The organism is Bradyrhizobium sp., assembly GCF_035570375.1.
In the GTDB taxonomy this organism is placed as follows: domain Bacteria; phylum Pseudomonadota; class Alphaproteobacteria; order Rhizobiales; family Xanthobacteraceae; genus Bradyrhizobium.
In genome coordinates, this window is the sequence record NZ_DATMLW010000120.1 from 1 (window position 1) to 18,886 (window position 18,886).

Annotated in this window: 17 protein-coding genes; 7 read left to right on the forward strand and 10 right to left on the reverse strand. The window is 61.6% G+C overall.

Features of this window, described 5'->3' with window-relative positions; genetic code table 11:
* The first annotated feature begins 296 nt into the window (after positions 1-296).
* Positions 297-1,268: a zinc-dependent alcohol dehydrogenase family protein gene (locus VNX23_RS12305; RefSeq protein WP_325630363.1), complete on the forward strand. Its 972-nt coding sequence runs from the start codon at positions 297-299 to the stop codon at positions 1,266-1,268.
* A gap of 424 nt (positions 1,269-1,692) precedes the next feature.
* Here the strand turns inward: VNX23_RS12305 and guaA are convergent, their stop codons facing one another.
* The 3 genes from guaA to VNX23_RS12320 form a co-directional block, all read right to left on the reverse strand.
* Positions 1,693-3,288 carry a glutamine-hydrolyzing GMP synthase gene (gene guaA, locus VNX23_RS12310; protein WP_325630365.1) on the reverse strand — a complete coding sequence of 532 codons (1,596 nt, stop codon included), beginning with the start codon at positions 3,286-3,288 and terminating at the stop codon, positions 1,693-1,695.
* Positions 3,289-3,925: 637 nt separating this feature from the next.
* Positions 3,926-5,224, reverse strand: coding sequence for an RsmB/NOP family class I SAM-dependent RNA methyltransferase (locus tag VNX23_RS12315; RefSeq protein WP_325630366.1), 1,299 nt, complete (start codon positions 5,222-5,224; stop codon positions 3,926-3,928).
* A 34-nt stretch (positions 5,225-5,258) separates the two neighbouring features.
* Positions 5,259-5,675, reverse strand: coding sequence for an MAPEG family protein (locus VNX23_RS12320; protein WP_325630368.1), 417 nt, complete (start codon positions 5,673-5,675; stop codon positions 5,259-5,261).
* Positions 5,676-5,869: 194 nt separating this feature from the next.
* On the opposite strand from VNX23_RS12320, the gene VNX23_RS12325 reads away from it, so the two are divergent.
* Complete coding sequence (locus VNX23_RS12325; protein WP_325630370.1) at positions 5,870-6,670, forward strand: SDR family NAD(P)-dependent oxidoreductase; 801 nt, start codon at positions 5,870-5,872, stop codon at positions 6,668-6,670.
* 181 nt (positions 6,671-6,851) lie between these two features.
* Here VNX23_RS12325 and VNX23_RS12330 read toward each other — a convergent pair whose 3' ends face one another.
* The 3 genes from VNX23_RS12330 to VNX23_RS12340 form a co-directional block, all read right to left on the reverse strand.
* Complete coding sequence (locus VNX23_RS12330) at positions 6,852-8,252, reverse strand: MFS transporter (protein WP_414642984.1); 1,401 nt, start codon at positions 8,250-8,252, stop codon at positions 6,852-6,854.
* A gap of 166 nt (positions 8,253-8,418) precedes the next feature.
* Positions 8,419-9,915, reverse strand: coding sequence for an IMP dehydrogenase (guaB, locus tag VNX23_RS12335; RefSeq protein ID WP_325630372.1), 1,497 nt, complete (start codon positions 9,913-9,915; stop codon positions 8,419-8,421).
* A 248-nt stretch (positions 9,916-10,163) separates the two neighbouring features.
* Positions 10,164-10,412, reverse strand: a complete 249-nt coding sequence (locus VNX23_RS12340) for a hypothetical protein (RefSeq protein WP_325630373.1) — start codon at positions 10,410-10,412, stop codon at positions 10,164-10,166.
* 326 nt (positions 10,413-10,738) lie between these two features.
* Between VNX23_RS12340 and VNX23_RS12345 the strand changes: the two genes are divergently transcribed.
* On the forward strand, positions 10,739-12,217 hold the full coding sequence (locus VNX23_RS12345; protein ID WP_325630375.1) for a DHA2 family efflux MFS transporter permease subunit: 1,479 nt from the start codon (positions 10,739-10,741) through the stop codon (positions 12,215-12,217).
* A gap of 40 nt (positions 12,218-12,257) precedes the next feature.
* Here VNX23_RS12345 and VNX23_RS12350 read toward each other — a convergent pair whose 3' ends face one another.
* The 4 genes from VNX23_RS12350 to VNX23_RS12365 form a co-directional block, all read right to left on the reverse strand.
* On the reverse strand, positions 12,258-12,587 hold the full coding sequence (locus VNX23_RS12350; RefSeq protein WP_325630377.1) for a hypothetical protein: 330 nt from the start codon (positions 12,585-12,587) through the stop codon (positions 12,258-12,260).
* 680 nt (positions 12,588-13,267) lie between these two features.
* A complete protein-coding gene (locus tag VNX23_RS12355; RefSeq protein WP_325630379.1) occupies positions 13,268-13,666 on the reverse strand; it encodes a GFA family protein in 399 nt (132 codons plus the stop codon).
* 38 nt (positions 13,667-13,704) lie between these two features.
* Positions 13,705-14,406: an RlmE family RNA methyltransferase gene (locus VNX23_RS12360; protein ID WP_325630381.1), complete on the reverse strand. Its 702-nt coding sequence runs from the start codon at positions 14,404-14,406 to the stop codon at positions 13,705-13,707.
* Positions 14,407-14,795: 389 nt separating this feature from the next.
* Positions 14,796-15,860 (reverse strand): Ppx/GppA phosphatase family protein, encoded by a 1,065-nt coding sequence (locus tag VNX23_RS12365; protein WP_325630383.1) that lies wholly within the window; start codon positions 15,858-15,860, stop codon positions 14,796-14,798.
* Between the two features lie 616 nt (positions 15,861-16,476).
* Here VNX23_RS12365 and VNX23_RS12370 point away from each other — a divergent pair.
* From VNX23_RS12370 to VNX23_RS12385, 4 genes are all read left to right on the forward strand, one after another.
* Positions 16,477-16,608 carry a hypothetical protein gene (locus VNX23_RS12370; RefSeq protein ID WP_325630385.1) on the forward strand — a complete coding sequence of 44 codons (132 nt, stop codon included), beginning with the start codon at positions 16,477-16,479 and terminating at the stop codon, positions 16,606-16,608.
* Positions 16,609-16,710: 102 nt separating this feature from the next.
* Positions 16,711-17,814: a bifunctional DNA primase/polymerase gene (locus VNX23_RS12375; protein WP_325630387.1), complete on the forward strand. Its 1,104-nt coding sequence runs from the start codon at positions 16,711-16,713 to the stop codon at positions 17,812-17,814.
* A 1-nt stretch (position 17,815) separates the two neighbouring features.
* Positions 17,816-18,070 (forward strand): hypothetical protein, encoded by a 255-nt coding sequence (locus VNX23_RS12380; RefSeq protein WP_325630389.1) that lies wholly within the window; start codon positions 17,816-17,818, stop codon positions 18,068-18,070.
* 73 nt (positions 18,071-18,143) lie between these two features.
* Positions 18,144-18,473 (forward strand): DnaT-like ssDNA-binding domain-containing protein, encoded by a 330-nt coding sequence (locus VNX23_RS12385; RefSeq protein WP_325630391.1) that lies wholly within the window; start codon positions 18,144-18,146, stop codon positions 18,471-18,473.
* Positions 18,474-18,886: the final 413 nt, after the last annotated feature.

Here is an 18,886-nt window from a genome sequence, read left to right on the forward strand (position 1 = left end):
AACGGCTCAAGGCTCTCTCCGGATGCGACGTCACCTCATATGAGATGGCCCTGACAGAATATGTCAGCAGCGAGCGCATCGGAAGCCAAGTTTGGTCCCCCGCTCCCGCATCTGTGCTGTCGGTCGAATGGTAGCGAAGGATGGCGCGCTGCTGTCTTAATCAGCGCGGCGCGATTCTCAGCAGATTTTTCCTTGGTGACTTCACCGACGGTCTTCCTGTGCTCCGGGCTTGACTCTAACGATTACGATCGTCATTTAAAGATGGGGCGGCCGGCGAAAGCAGGAAGGAAGCTCCCATGCGTGCCGTTCACCTCACCGCCTTCGGCAATCCGATCGAATGTCTCGAATTCGTCCAGATCCAGGAACCCCCGGCGCCAGGCCCCGGCCAAGTCCTGGTCGGCGTCGAATTCTCCCCGATCAATCTCAACGACCTGCTGGTGGTCCGCGGCACCTACCCGCTTCGCCCGAGCCTGCCGAGCGTCATTGGCAACGAGGGTGTGGGCCGAATCCTGGCCGTCGGTCCAGGCGTGCAGAATGTCACGGTCGGCGATCGGGTCCTGACCCCGCTCTATGGTTTTGCCTGGGCAGAGCGGATCGTGGTACCGGCGGAAGGGCTGTTCGCACTGCCGGCAGATGTCGATCCGCAGCAGCTCGCCATGCTGACCATCAATCCGCCAACCGCTGCGTTGCTGCTGAGTGAGTTTGTCGACCTCGCGCCTGGCGACTGGGTCGTCCAAAATGCCGCCAATTCGGGTGTGGGTCGCGCAGTCATCGCCTTTGCCAAAGCGCGTGGCTTCAAGACGATCAATATCGTCCGCCGACCGGAATTGATCGACGAGTTGAAAGCGCTGGGCGGCGATCTGGTGATCGTGGATACACCGGAAGGTCTGAACCTGGTGAAGGCCGCTCTCGGAACGGCCGCCCCGCGCCTTGCTATCGACGGCGTCGGCGGCCCGTCCGCTGCGACCCTGATCAATCTGCTCGGCCGTAACGCTATGTTCGTGGCCTATTCCGCGCTGGGCAAGGCGCCCATTCCGATTAGCGGCATAGCGCTGATCTTCAAACGGATTTCAGTGCGGGGGTTCTTCCTGAGCGACCCGGAGCACGCGGCGAAGATTCGGCCATCCGTCGTCGAGGCAGCCGAATTACTCCGATCGGGTCGGCTTTATGCCCCAGTGGCCGCGACCTATCCCTTATCGGCCATCAAGGACGCCGTGGCCCACGTAGAACGCGGCGGCAAGGTGCTGCTCGACGTCGCCGCTGGCTGAGCACGCGCTCGGGCGGGAGCGAGACCGTCACGTGTTGAGTGCCTGAAGCCGGATGAGTTTGGTTGAATCGTTTCGTCGACTGATTCGGTTCACCTCTCCCCGCTGGGGAGAGGTCGGATTGCTCCTGGCGATGCCAACGGGTCGCGCAAACGCGCGCCCGATGACAGGCTCCGCATCGTCCAGAGCAATCCGGGTGAGGGGCCATACTCTTACGAGCGACCGTACCCCCTAACCCCAACCCTCTCCTAATCGAAGTCGGATTTATCCGACTTCGACAGTTGATAATGCCCAACTCGGGTGAACCCGAGTTGAGGGAGCTCACCATCACCGCGGCGACGGTCGAACCTGATCTCATCATGCTTTAAAGAACAAAGTGCGAGTTCGACGGAAGCGCGCGAAAGCATGACTTCGCCGTCGTTTCTCCTCACTCCCACTCGATCGTGCCGGGCGGCTTTGACGTCACGTCGTAGACCACGCGGTTGACCCCCTTGACCTCGTTGATGATGCGCGTTGCGGTCTCGCCCAAAAACTTCATGTCGAAGGGATAGAAATCCGCGGTCATGCCGTCGGTCGAGGTCACCGCGCGCAGGCCCACGACATATTCGTAAGTTCGCCCGTCACCCATCACGCCGACCGTTTTCACCGGCAACAGCACCGCAAAGGCCTGCCAGATCTTGTCGTAGAGGCCGGCTTTGCGGATCTGGTCGATATAGACCGCATCCGCATGGCGCAGGATGTCGAGCTTTTCGCGTGTGATGTCGCCGGGGCAGCGGATGGCGAGACCCGGCCCCGGGAATGGATGCCGGCCGACAAAAATTTCCGGCAAGCCTAGCTCGCGCCCCAAAGCGCGTACCTCGTCCTTGAACAGTTCGCGCAACGGCTCGACCAGCTTCATGTTCATGCGCGCGGGCAGCCCGCCGACGTTGTGATGCGACTTGATCGTCACCGAAGGGCCGCCGGTGAACGAGACGCTCTCGATCACGTCGGGATAGAGCGTGCCCTGCGCCAGATACTCCGCGCCACCGAGCTTTTTCGCCTCGGCTTCGAACACGTCGATGAAGAGACGCCCGATGGTCTTGCGCTTGATCTCGGGATCGGTGACGCCGGCGAGCTCACCCAAAAATTGCTTCGATGCGTCCACGTGAACGAGCGGGATATTGTAGTGATGGCGGAACAGGTCGACCACGGTCTCGGCTTCCTTGAGCCGCAACAGCCCGTGATCGACGAAGACGCAAGTGAGCTGGTCGCCGATCGCTTCATGAATCAGCACGGCGGCCACGGCCGAATCCACGCCGCCGGAAAGGCCGCAGATCACTTTACCTCGGCCCACCTGTGAGCGAATCTTGCCGATCGCCTCCTCGCGGAAGGCGCGCATGGTCCAGTCGCCGGAAAGACCAGCGATCTTGCGGACGAAATTGCGGATCAGTCTCGCGCCATCGGACGTATGCACCACCTCGGGATGGAACATCAGCCCGTAATATTTGCGCTTCTCGTCCTGGATGATGGCGAATGGCGCGTTCGCGCTTGTACCGGCGACCACGAAGCCTGGCGGCATTTTGGTGATGCGGTCGCCATGGCTCATCCACACCGGATGTTTTTCGCCCACCGACCAGGTCGCATCGAACAACTGGCTATTGGCCTTGACCTCGACATCGGCACGGCCGAATTCGCGATGGTGTCCGCCCTCGACTTCGCCGCCGAGCTGGGCCGCCATGGTCATCTGGCCGTAGCAGATGCCAAGCACGGGAACTTTCGAATCGAAAATTACCTGCGGCGCGCGCGGCGAGCCTTCTTCGTGAACGGATTCAGGCCCGCCCGAGAGGATCACGGCTTTCGGTTTCATCTGAGCGAAAGCCGCTTCCGCCTTCTGGAACGGCACGATTTCGGAATAGACGCCGTCCTCGCGCACCCTTCGCGCGATCAGTTGCGTCACCTGGCTGCCGAAATCGACGATCAGAATCTTGTCGTGCGCAGAGGCCACCGAGGTGGGCTCACCGCTGATGGGCTGTAGAGCGGTCATGGGCCAAGGAAGTACGCGACAGGGAGGCCGCTCGCAACCCTCCCCGAGCCGTCATGGCCGGGCTTGTCCCGGCCATCCACGTTTTTCCCGTCATTCCGGGGCGATGCGTCAGCATCGAGCCCGGAATCCATCGTGCCAAAGGTATTCCGGGAAAAATGGATTCCGGGCTCGCATCTTCGATGCGCCCCGGAATGACCGATGACGACGAATTAAACTACCCCTCTTTCAACACCGACACGAAAAATCCGTCCGTGCCCGTGCGGCGCGGCGTCATCAAAAGCCCCTCCGCGGTGCAGAATCGTAGGGTGGACAAAGCCAGCGGGTCGCGCGAACGCGCGCCCGATGACAGGCTCCGCGTGCCCACCGGCCAAACCCGGAAAATTATGGTGGGCACGGCGCAAGAGCGCCTTTGCCCATCCTACGTTGCTTCCCGAGCCATCATGGCCGGGCATAGCCGTTCAAAGAACGGCGTCGCTTCCGCTCGCCTATGCCCGGCCATCCACGTTTTTCCCGTCATTCCGGGGCGATGCGTCAGCATCGAGCCCGGAATCCATCGTGCCAAAGGTATTCCGGGAAAAATGGATTCCGGGCTCGCATCTTCGATGCGCCCCGGAATGACCAATGACGACGAATTAAACTACCCCTCTTTCAGCACCGACACGAAAAACCCGTCCGTCCCCGTGCGGCGCGGCGTCATCAAAAGCCCCTCTGAGCTTTGCAGCGTCGCGGTGGAGAAGTCGTCGGCCTTGTCCCACAGCGCGGTCACAACCTGCGAAGGCGGCACTACCGCAAAGTCCGGGTGGCGCGCGAGAAAGGCGCGGACTTGATCGGCATTTTCCGCCGGCAATACCGAGCAGGTGATATAGGCGATCCGCCCGCCCGGCTTGGCCAGGGTTTTCGCGCGATCGAGCACCTCGATCTGGTCCTTCAGGCGGAGTTCGAGCGCGCCGGGCCGCATCCGCCATTTCGCATCGGGATTGCGCCGCCAGGTGCCGGTGCCCGTGCAGGGCGCGTCGATCAGCACGAGGTCGGCTGATGCGTTGATGCCGCCGAGCACGTCGCCCTCGCCCTTTGGCGCCCGCACCTCGCAATTATGGACGCCGGCGCGCGCCAGACGCTCGTAGATCGGCGCGAGCTGCCGCTTGTCGCGATCGGTCGCGATCAGCCGGCCCTTGCCCTGCATCATCGCCGCCAGCGCCAGTGTCTTGCCGCCGGCTCCCGCGCAGAGGTCGATAACCTGCTCGCCAGGCCTTGCCGCCGACAGCAAGGCGGCGAGCTGCGAGCCTTCGTCCTGCACCTCGATCAGGCCCTTGATGAAATCCTCCTCCGAATGAATGCCGGGGTTGCGGGCGTCAGCCCCGAGTTCAATGCGCAGGCCAATCGGCGAGAATGTCGTCGGCATCGTGCCGAGATGCGCGGTCGAGGCCAGCACCTTTTCGCGTTTGGCCTTCAACGTGTTGACGCGCAGATCGAGCGGCGCGCGGCTTGCCATCGCAACCGCCTCGGCAACGCGGTCCTCGCCAAACACCTCCGCGAGATGGCCGTCGAGCCATTCCGGGTAATCGCCGGCAACAGGCGGTGGCGCCGCATCGAGCGAACGTGAGGTCAGCGCGGCGCGCTCGTTATCGGTGAGCGGCGAAGGCGCGTAGCGGCTGCCGTCGCACAGCGCCGCAATCGCGTCCGTCTCAAGGCCGCGCTCGAGCTTGAGCATGCCGAGCACACGCGCGCGCGGCGTGTCCTCGTCCATGATCCAGGCGCTCGAGGAGCGCCGCCGCAACACGTCCCAGATCAAGCCGGAGATCGCGGCGCGGTCCCCCGAGCCGGCAAAACGATGCGCGCCTCCCCACTCCTTCAGCGCCTTCGCCGCCGGAACGCGCTCTTTGTCGATCGTCTCGATGAGCTCGATGGCGGCGGAAAGCCGCGCTGCGGGGGTCATGCGATGCCTTCAGTCAAAGAAGATGCACTTCAGATCACAGGAGAATCTTGAGCGCGAAATATACCCACATGACGAAAACCACCAGCACGCCGGCAAACCACGCCAGCGAGCGATAATTCAGATCGTTGGAGGTCACGAAAATCCCGGCATGCACGAAGCGCGTCACCACGAAAACCCACGACAAGGCCACGATCACGAGGTCGGCATGGCGCAAAGGCAGCGCCAGCGCGATCAGCATGTAGAACAGGATTGGCAGCTCGAACTGGTTCTTGAAGCAGTTGCCGATCTGGGTGACGCGCACCGGCCAGTTCTGCTGCCCCAACACGATATCCCTGACCCTGGTTTCCTTGCTGACCAGCGCATTTCGACGCTCGAGCGCCATCCAGATAAGGAGGGCGAAAGCGAGCCCGACCAGGACAAAGACGGGAAGCAGAACCATCCGAACCGACATTAAAAATCCTCCAAAAGATTGCGCTACCCGCTATAGCGGCAGCGCACAACTCTGACAATTGACATGCGCAGGACGCGGAAGGATTCCCGCTGGAGCGGCTGGCTGAAGTTAGCTTCCCGGCTGCGATGCCATTATGATCGCGGTGGGCGGAGAGGTGCTGATGAAGTGCGCCTGAAATTTTGCGGGAGGTGAACATGCGCCTGAAGGATCGTATCGCGATTGTGGTCGGCGCCGGCCAGAGCCCTGGCGAAGGCATGGGCAACGGCCGCGCCACTGCCATCACTTTCGCCCGCGAAGGCGCCCGCGTTCTGTGCGTCGACCGCAATCCTTCTTCGGCGCAGGAAACGGCGGAGATGATCGCGGTGAAAGGCGGCACGGCGGTCGCGTTCGAGGCGGACGTGACGCGAGAGGACGAGATCAAGGCGATGGTCGCCAACGCCCAGGCGCGCTGGGGCCGCATCGATATCCTGCACAACAATGTCGGCGTGAGCCTGGCCGGCGGCGACGCCGAACTATCTGCTATCACCGAGGAAGCGATCGACCGGGTCGTTGCGATCAATCTCAAGAGCTGCATCTTTGCCGCGAAATGCGTCATCCCGATCATGCGGGCGCAGATGAGCGGCACAATCATCAACATTTCCTCGATGGCCGCGATCACGACCTACCCTTACGTCGCCTACAAGGCGACCAAATCGGCGATGATTGCCTTCACCGAACAGCTCGCCTACCAGAACGCCCAATATGGCATCCGCGCCAACGTTATCTTGCCGGGACTGATGAACACGCCGATGTCGGTCGACACCCGCGCCCGCGCCTTCAACAAGAGCCGCGCCCAGGTCGAAGCCGATCGCGATGCCCAGGTGCCGCTGCGCAAGAAGATGGGCACCGCCTGGGACGTCGCCAATGCCGCGCTGTTTCTGGCGTCCGACGAAGCGGGCTTCATCACCGGCGTGACGCTCCCGGTCGACGGCGGCGCCAGCGTCCGCCGCGGTTAAAGCCATCGCCGCTTTTGGCAGACCATCTTGCGAGATCTAACCACTACGAAGCTGCGCTCCCTCTCCCCTTGCGGGAGAGGGTTGGGGTGAGGGATTACGGTCTCTCGACGTTCGTCGCCCCCTCACCCGATTTGCTACGCAAATCGACCTCTCCCCGCTGGGGAGAGGTGAAGTCCCACTTCTAGGCGCCGCGCGACGGGACAACCTTCAGACGCAAAAAGCTCATGATGCTGCCGAGCGCGGCAAATCCGGCGCCGAGCGCCAGTGCAACCGTTGCGCCATCGCGCCCCGCAAGCGCGAAACACAATGCCGCCAGCGCCGCTCCAATTGTTTGGCCCGTCAGGCGCGCGGTCGCCACGATGCCGCTGGCGCCGCCGCTGCGATCGGATGGCGCACTCGCCATGATGGCCCTGATATTTGGCGTCTGAAAGAAGCCAAATCCCACTCCGCAAATCACCATGCGCCAGACGATATCGAGAATGCCTGGCGATACGGGAAGCGTTGCCAGCAAAACCATTCCGATAGAGAGCAGCACCAGCCCGAGACCGCCGAGAATGCCGGCGGAGTAGCGGTCGCTGAGGCGGCCTCCGATCGGCGCCATGATGGCCACTACCAGCGGCCAAGGCGTCATGAAGAATCCGGTTTCGACCTGGGTTCGATGCAGGATGTCTTCGAAATAAAACGGCAGCGAGACGAACGCCAGCCCTTGTACCGCAAACGAGCAGACGGCGGTCGCGGCCGAGAGCGCGAACATCGGCCGGCGAAACAGGTCGACCGGCAGCATCGGCGCCGGGTGATCCGCGTGCCGGCGGATCAGAAACCACGCGAGCAGCACCGCGGATGCAAGCTCGATCGAGACCACGCCGGGAGAAGCCTTGTGCGCGGCGCTGCCGATGCCGAGAATAAAGAGACCCAGACAAATCGCTGCGAGACCCGCGCCGGGAAAATCGAAGGCGCGCACGGCGCGAGGCGTATCAGGCAACGTCTTCAGGCCAATTGCCATCGCGATCAGGCCGAAGGGAATATTGACCGCGAACAACCACGGCCAGGATGCCAAAGCCAGAATGCCGGAAGCAATCGTCGGCCCCAGGGTGAAGGCGGTGGCGACGACGAGCGCGTTGTGGCCAAATCCGCGCCCGAGCAACCGGTTCGGATAAACGAAGCTAATGAGCGCCGAATTCACGCTCATGATTCCGCTGGCGCCAAGCCCTTGCAGCGCCCGCGCCGCCAAAAGGCTCGGCAACGACCAGGCATAGGCGCAGCCGAGGGAGGCGAGCGTGAACAGCAAGAGGCCGGCAAGATAGATGCGCTGGTGCCCGACGATCTCGCCGAGCGCGCCGAGGGGCAGAAGCGTCGCAACCAACGCGATCTGGTAGACATTGACGACCCAGACCACATCGGCCGGGCTCGCAGCAAGATCGGCGGCGATTGCCGGAAGCGCGATGTTGGCGATCGCGGTATCGAGGGAAGCCATCGCGAGCGCGGTGAAGATCGCAGCCAGCGCCCATCGGCGGCGCTCGGGCGGCAGGCCGTCGGTGACGGGCGAAGATGACAGCTTTGCCGCCTTCGTATTCATCAGCATCGCAAGCGAATTCTCCCGGCAGGCGACGACGCGCTGCGCCCGCGGGTCAGATGTACTATGCATGTCGCTCGCCCCACAGGCGGGGTGCTGCATGATGCGTATGCGGCGGGCCGTGGGCCGTCATTCCGGGGCGCGCGGGCCGCCCGGGAATGACGAGGCGGCTCGATCACCCCCCGCCCGGATAGTTCGGGCTTTCGCGCGTGATCGTCACGTCATGGACGTGGCTTTCACGCAAGCCTGCGCCGGTGATGCGCACGAACTGCGCCTTGTCGTGGAATTCGGCGAGATTGCGCGCGCCCACATAGCCCATCGCCGCGCGCAAGCCGCCGGCCAACTGATGCATGACGTTGGCGACTGGCCCCTTGTAGGGCACCTGGCCTTCAATTCCCTCCGGCACCAGCTTCAGCGTGTCCTTGATGTCCTGCTGGAAGTAGCGGTCGGCGGAACCGCGCGCCATGGCGCCGACCGAACCCATCCCGCGATAGGCCTTGTAGGAGCGGCCCTGCCATAAAAACACTTCGCCGGGCGTCTCGTCGGTACCGGCAAGAAGCGAGCCGACCATCGCGATATCGGCACCCGCGGCGAGCGCCTTGGCAAGATCGCCGGAAAATTTGATGCCGCCGTCCGCAATCACCGGCACGTCGGCTTTCTTTGCGGCTTCCACCGCATCCATGATCGCGGTGAGCTGGGGAACGCCGACGCCGGCCACTATCCTTGTGGTGCAGATCGAGCCCGGGCCGATGCCGACCTTGATCGCGTCGGCGCCGGCATCGATCAGCGCCTGGGCGCCTTCGTACGTAGCGATGTTGCCGGCGATGACCTGGACCGCGTTCGACAGCCGTTTGATGCGGTTGACGGCCTCCAGCACCCGCGAAGAATGGCCGTGCGCGGTGTCGACCACGATCAGATCGACGCCGGCATCGATCAGCCGCTCGGTGCGTTCGAAACCGCCCTCGCCCACGGTGGTCGCAGCCGCGACACGCAGGCGCCCCTGGGCATCCTTGCAGGCGAGCGGATGCGCAACCGCTTTCTCCATGTCCTTGACGGTGATCAGGCCGACACAGCGATATTGATCGTCGACGACCAGCAGTTTCTCGATCCGGTGCCGGTGCAGGATGCGCTTGGCTTCATCCTGGCTCACGCCCTCGCGCACGGTCACGAGATTTTCATGCGTCATCAGCTCGGAGACTTTTTGCCGGGGATCGGTGGCAAAGCGCACGTCGCGGTTGGTGAGAATGCCGACCAGCTTTCCTGGTCTGCCCGCGCCGCCGCCAGTCACCACGGGAATCCCCGAAAAGCCGTGATCCTTCATCAAGGCCAGTGCATCGGACAACGTCGCATCCGGACCGATGGTCAGCGGATTGACCACCATGCCCGATTCATACTTCTTCACCTGCCGCACCTGGGCAGCCTGGCCATCGGGGTCAAAATTGCGGTGAATGACGCCGACGCCGCCCGCCTGCGCCATGGCGATCGCCATGCGCGCTTCGGTCACCGTATCCATTGCTGACGCGACGATGGGAATGTTGAGCGGAATGTCGCGGGTGACGCGTGAGCGGATATCGGCCTCTGAGGGCAGGATGTCCGAAAGACCCGGTTTGAGCAGCACGTCGTCGAACGTATAGGCTTCGCGTAAGGCCAAAAGTCCCTGCACCTGCGCCATTACCAACTCCCGTTCGGGCGGCCGATTGGCCGCATTGGATTAGGGATAAGCAAATGCGCCGGCAAAGCTGGCTTCGCCGGCGAATCAGAGCCCATCGATAGGGTTGGCGGTGGTCGATAGCACGCCGGCAAGGCGATTCAAAGGGGTCCGGAGTTCCCGCCTTGGTACGGACAAAAAAAGAGCGGCCCGGCATTTTGCCGGGCCCCCATTTCACGAACGCGAGAGCATCGCACCCGCCTTGGCTTTTTTTAGTTTATTTCCTGAGCGGTGCGAATGGTTCGGCTCGGAGCCGCATTCAGACAGCGGCGCGCAGCCTCGATTTCGGCCTCGGTAGCGCCCTTGCTCCGCGCCCAGGCCTCTGCCATCGGGGCGCTGTACTTTGCAACATAATATCGAACGACGGAGCACGACGCACGATGCAGGATGCCCTCGCTGGCAGATGCCTGGGAAGACAACCCGAGGAAGATGGTCAAAACACACAGCAAACGTGGACCCATCCGGGGGTGTTCCTTCTTCAAATTGACAGGGGGAAAAGAGCCTGACGGCTCGGCGCGGGCTAAGTCCCACAATGCAGGGCCAGAGGCAAGACTCTGTCAAGCATATCAAGCCAGGGAGCTATGCGGGTTGCCGACTGTTAAGGTTTCTCAACGAGAGGCCAAAATGCCTCCAGGACGGGATGAGACTTGTCAATTAAACCATTGAAAATGCTTGAAAAATACTCTTCTTATGCTCTGCCGGTTCCACGCTGGATCACATGCCGCGGCGGTGATACAGCCACCTTCCCGCCACGCCATCGCCCATCTGCCGCCTCGCCCAAATCCCGATGACCAACAAAGAACGTCTGATCCCGCTCATCGTGGCCACAGCGCTGTTCATGGAGAACATGGATTCGACGGTGATTGCGACCTCGCTTCCGGCGATCGCCGCGGATATCGGCACCAGCCCGCTGACGCTGAAGCTCGCGATCACCTCGTATCTGCTCTCGCTCGCCGTGTTCATTCCGGCCAGCGGCTGGACTGCCGATCGCTTCGGGGCGCGCCTGGTTTTCTCGGCCGCGGTTGCCGTCTTCATGGTGGGCTCGATCGGCTGCGCGCTGTCGGAATCGGTGACGGGTTTTGTGATCGCGCGCATCGTGCAAGGCATGGGCGGCGCGATGATGACGCCGGTTGGCCGGCTGGTGCTGCTGCGCTCGATCGACAAAAGCGCGCTGGTGAACGCCATGGCCTGGGTCACGGTGCCGGCGCTGGTGGGGCCGGTGATCGGCCCGCCGCTCGGGGGATTCATCACCACCTATTTTTCCTGGCACTGGATCTTCCTGATCAATATTCCGATCGGGCTACTCGGCATCTTCATGGCGCTGCGCTTCATCGACCCGATCAAGAGCGAGGATCCGGAGCGCTTCGATCTTTACGGGATGGTGCTCGCCGGGATCGGTCTTGGCGGAATTGCCTTTGGGCTTTCGGTCGCGGGCCTCAATCTGCTGCCATGGTCGGTCGTTGCGGCGCTGATTGCGATCGGCTCGATTTCCATGACGCTTTACGTCATCCACGCCCGGCGAACCGCCTCTCCGGTTCTCGATTTCGGCCTGCTTCACTTGCCGACCATGCGCGCCAGCATCCTCGGCGGATTTCTGTTTCGGCTTGGCATCGGCGCGCTGCCATTCCTGTTGCCGCTGTTGATGCAGATCGGATTCGGCCTTTCGCCGTTCAAGTCCGGACTCGTGACCTTCGCCTCTGCCGTCGGCGCCATGGGCATGAAAACGCTCGCCGCGCGCATCATCCGAACCTTCGGCTTCCGCAACCTGATGACCATCAATGCCGTCGTCAGTTCGCTCTTCCTCGGCGCCTGTGCGCTGTTCACTGTGAACACGCCGCTGCTTCTGATCATGATCATCCTCGTGGTCGGCGGTTTCTTCCGCTCGCTGGAATTCACGGCGATCAACACGGTGGCCTACGCGGAGGTCGACGCGGCGCGCATGAGCCGCGCCACCACGCTGGTCAGCGTCAACCAGCAGCTCGCGATTTCGGCAGGCGTGGCGGTCGGAGCGTTCTCGGTGGAAACCACGCTGTGGTTGCGCCATGCAAGCGAGCTCGGCGCGGACGACTTCGCGCCCGCCTTTGTCGTGGTAGCGCTGATTTCAGCGGTGTCGTCGTGGTTCTTCTGGCAAATGCCCGATGATGCCGGCCACGAAATCTCCGGCCGCAAGGCGGTGGAGATTTCGAGCCGCAAGGGCGCGGCGACGGCTGCGGTGAAGGTCGCGAGCGAGGAAACGCAAAACGCGCGGGATCAGCGGCTGGGCTGAACGCGTTCTTGAGGCTACCGACACGTACGGGCCAGCGGCGCTACATCCCTGGTATTTGCATGATCTCGATGACTTCGATCCAGGCGCTCGGCATTCGCAGATGAGGATGATCCTTGCCAAGTATCCTGGCCGCAGCGTCGGCCGATTCCGCCTGCACGATCGAATAGCCGCCGATGTCATTCTTCGTGTCGGAAGTCCCCTTGGTGTCGAGCCGCTTGGTTTTTCCCAAAGGCGCTCCGCCATCGATGAGGGACGACTGATTAGCGCTCATCCATTTCATCCAGGCATCCATGCCCTGCTTCTGTTGCTCTGGCGGGGCATTTTTCATCATTTCCGCCATCGCGGCGGCATTGGCCATGTACAGGACCATTTTTTCATTGGTTCGTCCTCCCTGACACAGGAAACAGCCGGAATCGTATGGCGCTGGAGATGCTGCGTCAAACGCGCATTGGCGCGGTTGGTTCCCCGAGTTTGGTTTGCGGCGGTTAGGGCTTTGACGGGTCCAGTCAGGTCTGAAGATGCCGGACAGGAAATCTTCGGCCGCAAGGCGGTGGAAATTTCCTGCCGCAAGGGCGCGGCGACGGCTGCGGTGAAGGTCGCGAGCTAGGAAACGCAAAACGCGCGGGATCAGCGGCTCGGATATTATTTCGCGGTAGAATATTCGTCATGCGAGCCAAATCCTGCTGACATGGCGCCTGGTACAGGCTAAACCGCCGAAGCGGTCACGCTACGTGACGGCTCTCTGCCCTTGCGGGAGAGAGTAAGCCCTCGGTGACGGTGGCTCCGGCGTGGCCGCGCCTTCCCTTTTTCGTGCCTCAGCCTGGGACGCGGGATCAGCGCCTGGGATAGAGGGTCTCTCGTGTCCCGGACGCGACGTCCGAGTGCTCATTCGCGCTGCGCTGCATCCGGGGAATCCAGTCCGACCGCCCGTCTTTGCGAGAACAAAAGCGACGAGCAATCCAGTTGTTTTCTGGATTGCTTCGCTGGCGCTCGCAATCACTGCTTATTCGTTCCCACCCCGAAATCCGGTCGCCAATGGCGGCGCGCCGACTATTGCGGTGCGCCAGGCATCTGCGGAAGATCATCCGTGATCGTGAACCAGGGAGCCTTGCTGGCGACGTAGACGTGGAGCTTCGGTTGGATGCCCGGATCGTCATCCAACGCGCCCAGCGGCAAGCCATAGTATTTCGGGTGATCGTCAAACTTGCTCAGGATCGGAGAGCCGCACACCCGGCAAAAGCCCCTGTGATTCCCAGGCGACGATTCGTAAAAGGTAAGAAGCTCCTCGCCCTGCATGAATTTAAACTCAGCCGATTTCACGCTCGCCCGGCTGCGAAAGGCGCTCCCTTGCGCTTTCCGGCACATCGAGCAATGGCAATTCATGGCGCCGAATAGTCGCCCGTTGATCTCGTACCTGACGCCGCGGCACAGGCAGCTTCCGCGCAGCATGCGCACCTCCCGATGACCACTCGGCCGGACAAGCCCGGTCATGACGAACTTATTTGGGAACTCTGTCCTCCCCGAAACCCCGTCGCCAGCACGTAGCGCTCGGAAGAATCCTGCCGGCTCGAAGCTGGCTTGACGTGACGGACGCTGGCATAATCGCGTTTCAATTGCGCCATCAATTCTGCATCCGCGCCGCTCTGGAACGTCTTGGCGAGGAAGGTTCCGCCGGGCTTCAAAACCTCCGCGGCGAGGACGGCGGCCGCCTCAACCAGGCCAACCATGCGCAACTGGTCGGTCTTGCGGTGGCCCGTGGTGTTGGCAGCCATGTCGGACATCACCACGTCGGCGCGCCCACCGATCATTTCGACCAGCCGATCCGGCGCGTCCTGCTCGAGAAAATCAAGCTGTGCGAAAGCCACTCCGGCGATTTCCGGCATTTCCAACAGGTCGATCCCGACCACCCTGCCCTTGCCATCCCCCGCGCTGACGCGTTTGGCGGCGACCTGGCTCCAGCCGCCGGGTGCGGCGCCAAGATCGACCACGGTCATGCCGGGTTTGAGGAAGCGGTATTTGTCGTCGATCTCGATCAGCTTGTAGGCCGCGCGCGAGCGGAAACCTTCACGCCTGGCGCGCGACACATAGGGATCGTTGAGCTGTCGCTCCAGCCAGAGTTTTGAGGACAGCTTGCGCTTGCCAGCGGTCTTCACCGTGACACGGAGCCGCCCGGTCGTGTCTTTTGCCATTCTGGTGTCCCCGTTCTGACATTCGCATCATATCGTGGCGAGTTCGTTTGCGAATGTCAGAACCGAAGGGACACTAGCAAATATATGATTTCTAGTGTGGCTTTGACTCTGACGTTCCTTCGAAGAGATCGTGGCAACACTGAAAGGAACATCAGAGTCGCCACACTAGCCCTTCTCCTTCTCCCCTTGCGGGAGAAGGTGGCATAGGCGGCCTCCGGCCGCCGTCAAGACTTGGACGCCGATGCTTAGCATCGGCTATGGCGCCGGATGAGGGATTAGCGCCGAAACAAACCCCTCACCCGAACGAATTTGGGTCTACCGGCTGAGCAGCCCTCTCCCACAAGGGGAGAGGGCGCAATAATTTACAATGCGAACCCGAAAATGAGTTTCTAGCGTGTGCTCAGCGCCCCGTCCTCGCGCATCATTTCCACCAGCATGCCCTCGCGCAGACCCCGATCGGCGACACGCAGCCTCGGCAACGGGAAGGCGTTGCGGATCGCGTCGAGTATAGCGCATCCCGCCAGCACCAGATCGGCGCGTTCGACACTGATGCAATTATTGGCAGCGCGTTCCTGATAGCTCATGCCGAGCAGACGCGTGATGGTCCTGCTGATATCGGCATCGCTCATCCAGATGCCATCGACGCGGCGGCGATCGTAGCGTGGCAGGTTGAGATGAACGCCTGCCAGCGTCGTCACGGTGCCGGAGGTGCCGAGCAGGTGCATGTCCGCAAGGTCGGCGCCGTGCTCGGCCGCGAACGGTCCGATGTGTTTTGCGACTTCCTCGACCATCAGCGCGTAGGATTGTCTGGTGACGTCGCGGCCGCCGAAATGCTCGGCCAGCGTTACGACGCCAAGCGGGATCGACATCCATGCCTTGATGCTTGGCGACTGGCTTGCTGCGGCCGGATCGCGCGCGATCCGAACCAGTTCGGTCGATCCGCCGCCGATATCGAACAGGATGGCCCCGCGTCCACGCGGATCGAGCAGCGGTGAGCAGCCGATCACGGCCAAAGCAGCTTCGGTTTCGCGATCGATCACTTCGAGCCGGATGCCGGTCTCCGCGGCAACGCGATCGCGGAAACCTTCGGCATTCGAGGCGGCGCGGCAGGCCTCGGTCGCGATCAGCCGCAGCCGCTTGGCCTTCCTGGACTGGATCTTGTCGCGGCAGATGCTCAAGGCCGCGATCGCCCGCTCGATGGCGGCCTCGCTGATGCAGCCGGTGGTCGAGATCCCCTCCCCGAGCCTGATGATCCGCGAGAATGAATCGACCACGCGGAAGCCGTCTTCGGTCGGACAGGCGATCAGCAGGCGGCAATTATTGGTGCCGAGGTCGAGCGCAGCATAGACGCCAGCCGCAGGCGCCAACCTTGCCTCTCCGGCATCGCTTGCCGCGACCGGTATGATCGAGCCGCGCGACGCCACGTCGTCGCGAAGCCGCGTATCGTCCTTCATCAAAATTTCTTTCCCCGGCCTAGTGGAGTGGATCTGACATTCGCCACCATCCCGCAGCAAGTCCGTCAAGCGAATGTCAAATCCAAAACTCCACTAGAATCTGATCTTTGCTAGTGGTCCTTTGATTCTAACATTCGCAAAGGTGCCTGCTGAGATGGGGGTGCGAATGTTAGAATCGAACCACTAGCTCGGCCGACGAGAATGTCTCTTCGGGGCAAAGTCTAGCAGCGACCGGTGGTCCGATTCCAGCATTCGGTCCCGTCGCGGCGGACTTTTTTGCGAATGCTGGAATCAAAGGACCACCGGTAAATATCGGATTCCAGTGGAGTTCCGGATTTGACATTCGCCTCGGCGGGTGCGGCAAGGGTTGGCGAATGTCAAATCCACTCCACTGGTGGGCGCCGCAACAAGTCTTCACATGGGAACATGCCAAATTCTGAATAGTCAGAAATTGTTCTTATTTTCAAATGGGTAGAGAGGGATGAAAAAACGCAACGACACGCAAACAACCGTGAACGAGTCGAGAACTTACGCAAAGATTGGCACAAGACTAGCACACGGAGGTTCGCGTCCTGTTCGCCGAAGGGCGCCCTTCATCGAGTCGCCGCCGCTAATCGTGCAGGATGACGCCGGCCGCTACCGGCTCGGCATCAACGACGACGCAACACCCGGTTTTGAATCCCGCAGCTTCGCCGAGGCCGTCCGGCTTCGCATGACCCGCCACGATCCCGAGCGGGTGTCGCCGTGATCAGAGCCGCAGACATTCTTTTTCTTGTCGGCGCCTCCACCGCCGCCATTGCCGCATTCGCGCTGTGCGTCGCGCTCGTGGCGCTGTGATCGGCGAAGCATAATGAGCGAATATCTTTTGAATTTTCACCGCCACCAGGTCTCGATGGCCATGGGCACCACAAATCCGGCGCCACCGCCGGGGAGCCTCATCATGGCCGGAATATTCGCAACCGCGCAGCCTAAATATGCTGCGCTCGGAATCGCTACGTTTCCATTTGATGCAACCGAAGAAGTCAAACGTGGGCCATTGGTCACGAACTACCAGCGGATGGGTTTGCCGGCGAGCAGAGATATGGTGCTGCGCTTCCCGGACGCGCCCGGCATCGCCGCCATGGCGGGCCCGCGCAATAAGCTCGCCGTCATCGACATCGACGAGCGTGGTGCCGCCGGCGAACGCTTACTTGCCGACGTACAGCGCCAGTTCGGTGTGCCGAAGCTGGTCGTCCGGACCGGCTCAGGTGGTTTCCACGGCTACTACCGGCACAATGGCGAGGATCGGAAGATTCGCCCGGACCCTCTCAGGCCGATCGATCTCATCGGCGCCGGTTCGATTGTCCTGCCGCCGAGTCGTGGCTTCCGTGGCAATTACGAAATCGTTCATGGGCGCGTCGAAGATCTGGTGGCGCTTGAACCGATCCGGATGTCCTCGGCTGCTCTCGCTGCTTCAGATATCGACCTGCGTGCCGCCCGCAAAGGTGGTCGGGATAAGAAGTTCTGGCCGCATGTCGCGCGCCAGGCGCACCTGGTCAGGAGCCTGGATGAACTGATTGCGGTCGCCAGAGAGCTAAACGAATTGATGGCCGAACCGTGGCCAGACAATGAGGTGAATTCCGAGATCGTCAAGCGTTGCCGGTACTGGTGGGACAAGACACAGAAGGGCGAAAACTACTTCAACGTTGGAAGATACGTCAGGACAACACATGCGGAGTTAGAACAGATGCTTCCGAATCCAAAGGATCATGACGCGTATATCCTGTTGAGCCTGCTGCGCTGGCGGCATTGGGGGCGGGATTTCGCCCTGTCGAATGAAACGCACAAGTCACTAGGATGGCGCCGCAAACGCCTTGTAGCGGCCCGTAATCGTCTTATCGAGACGGGGCGCATCATTGTCCTAAAGAGGGCGACGCGACACACACCGATGCTTTGCCAACTGGGAGCCGCATAAAATGGTGAAGATGTATCTGAACGAATTCGATGATCTGATTTCGCTCAACAGCGACAGCATCATTCTGCTCACGTTCTTGCGCTGGCAGTATCGGAATCTAGAGTTCTACCTAAGCAATGACACGCACCGCAAACTTGGCTGGACTCGCCGACGGTTCGTCAAGGCGCGCAACGTGCTGATCGAGCGCGGCCATATGGTCATGGTCGAGCCGCCCCGAAACGCCCCGATGATCTGTCAGCTAATGGCGGCCGCCTGATTTTAGGGTGGCCAGATTTGACCACCAATAAGAAAGGTAACACCGCTTTCCCCCCTAGATAGGAGATAGGCAGTTGAGCAGCGTCGTTATAGGAGAGGGCAAAATTGGTTTGCCTGATGGTTTTGTGATGTCTGAGCGGATGCGGAAGGTCGCAGCCAAGCGCGGGCTTGACCGCGGCTCGACAAAGGCCCTGTTCGTCAAGTTCTGCGCCTACTACCGGGGCAACGGTGCCGAACACGACGGCTGGGAAAAGACATGGGCTGGCTGGGTTCGCAGGCAGTACGTCAAGGTGGGAAGTCGAGGCCGCAAGCGCTGGGAAAAGTCCGAGCGCGACAACATCGTGACTATGCGGAGCATTTTGGCGCGTAAACGCGGGCCGTCATCGAGTGACGCACAGTGGTGAAACGTTACGGTAACGTTACGGTGGCGTTACGCTCGCTATTCCTAGCGAGGACTCGCGAGGTTCGCCGACCATTCCACGAACATTCGCGGAATTCCGCCGACGCGTGGCGCACGCGTCACATGTGACATTGCTAGGGCTTTGCTATCGCATTGCTAGCAAGCGAGATAGCGAGCTTCTGTCGCGAACGCCTTCTGCGGTGCGCCCGACGTGAAATTGACTTGTCGCAGGTTCGGTTACTGGTCATAGTTCCGAAGCGTGTTTTCCGTCCAATTAATGGCTACACGAAGAAACTCATCTAGACAGCCATTCGGCACCTGTCGGCACGACGGTGTTCGCGCGAGCAGGCAAATGTCAGACCAGGGAGCCCGCCATGATCAAGGTAAGCGTTATGTATCAAAATACGCCTGGTGCAC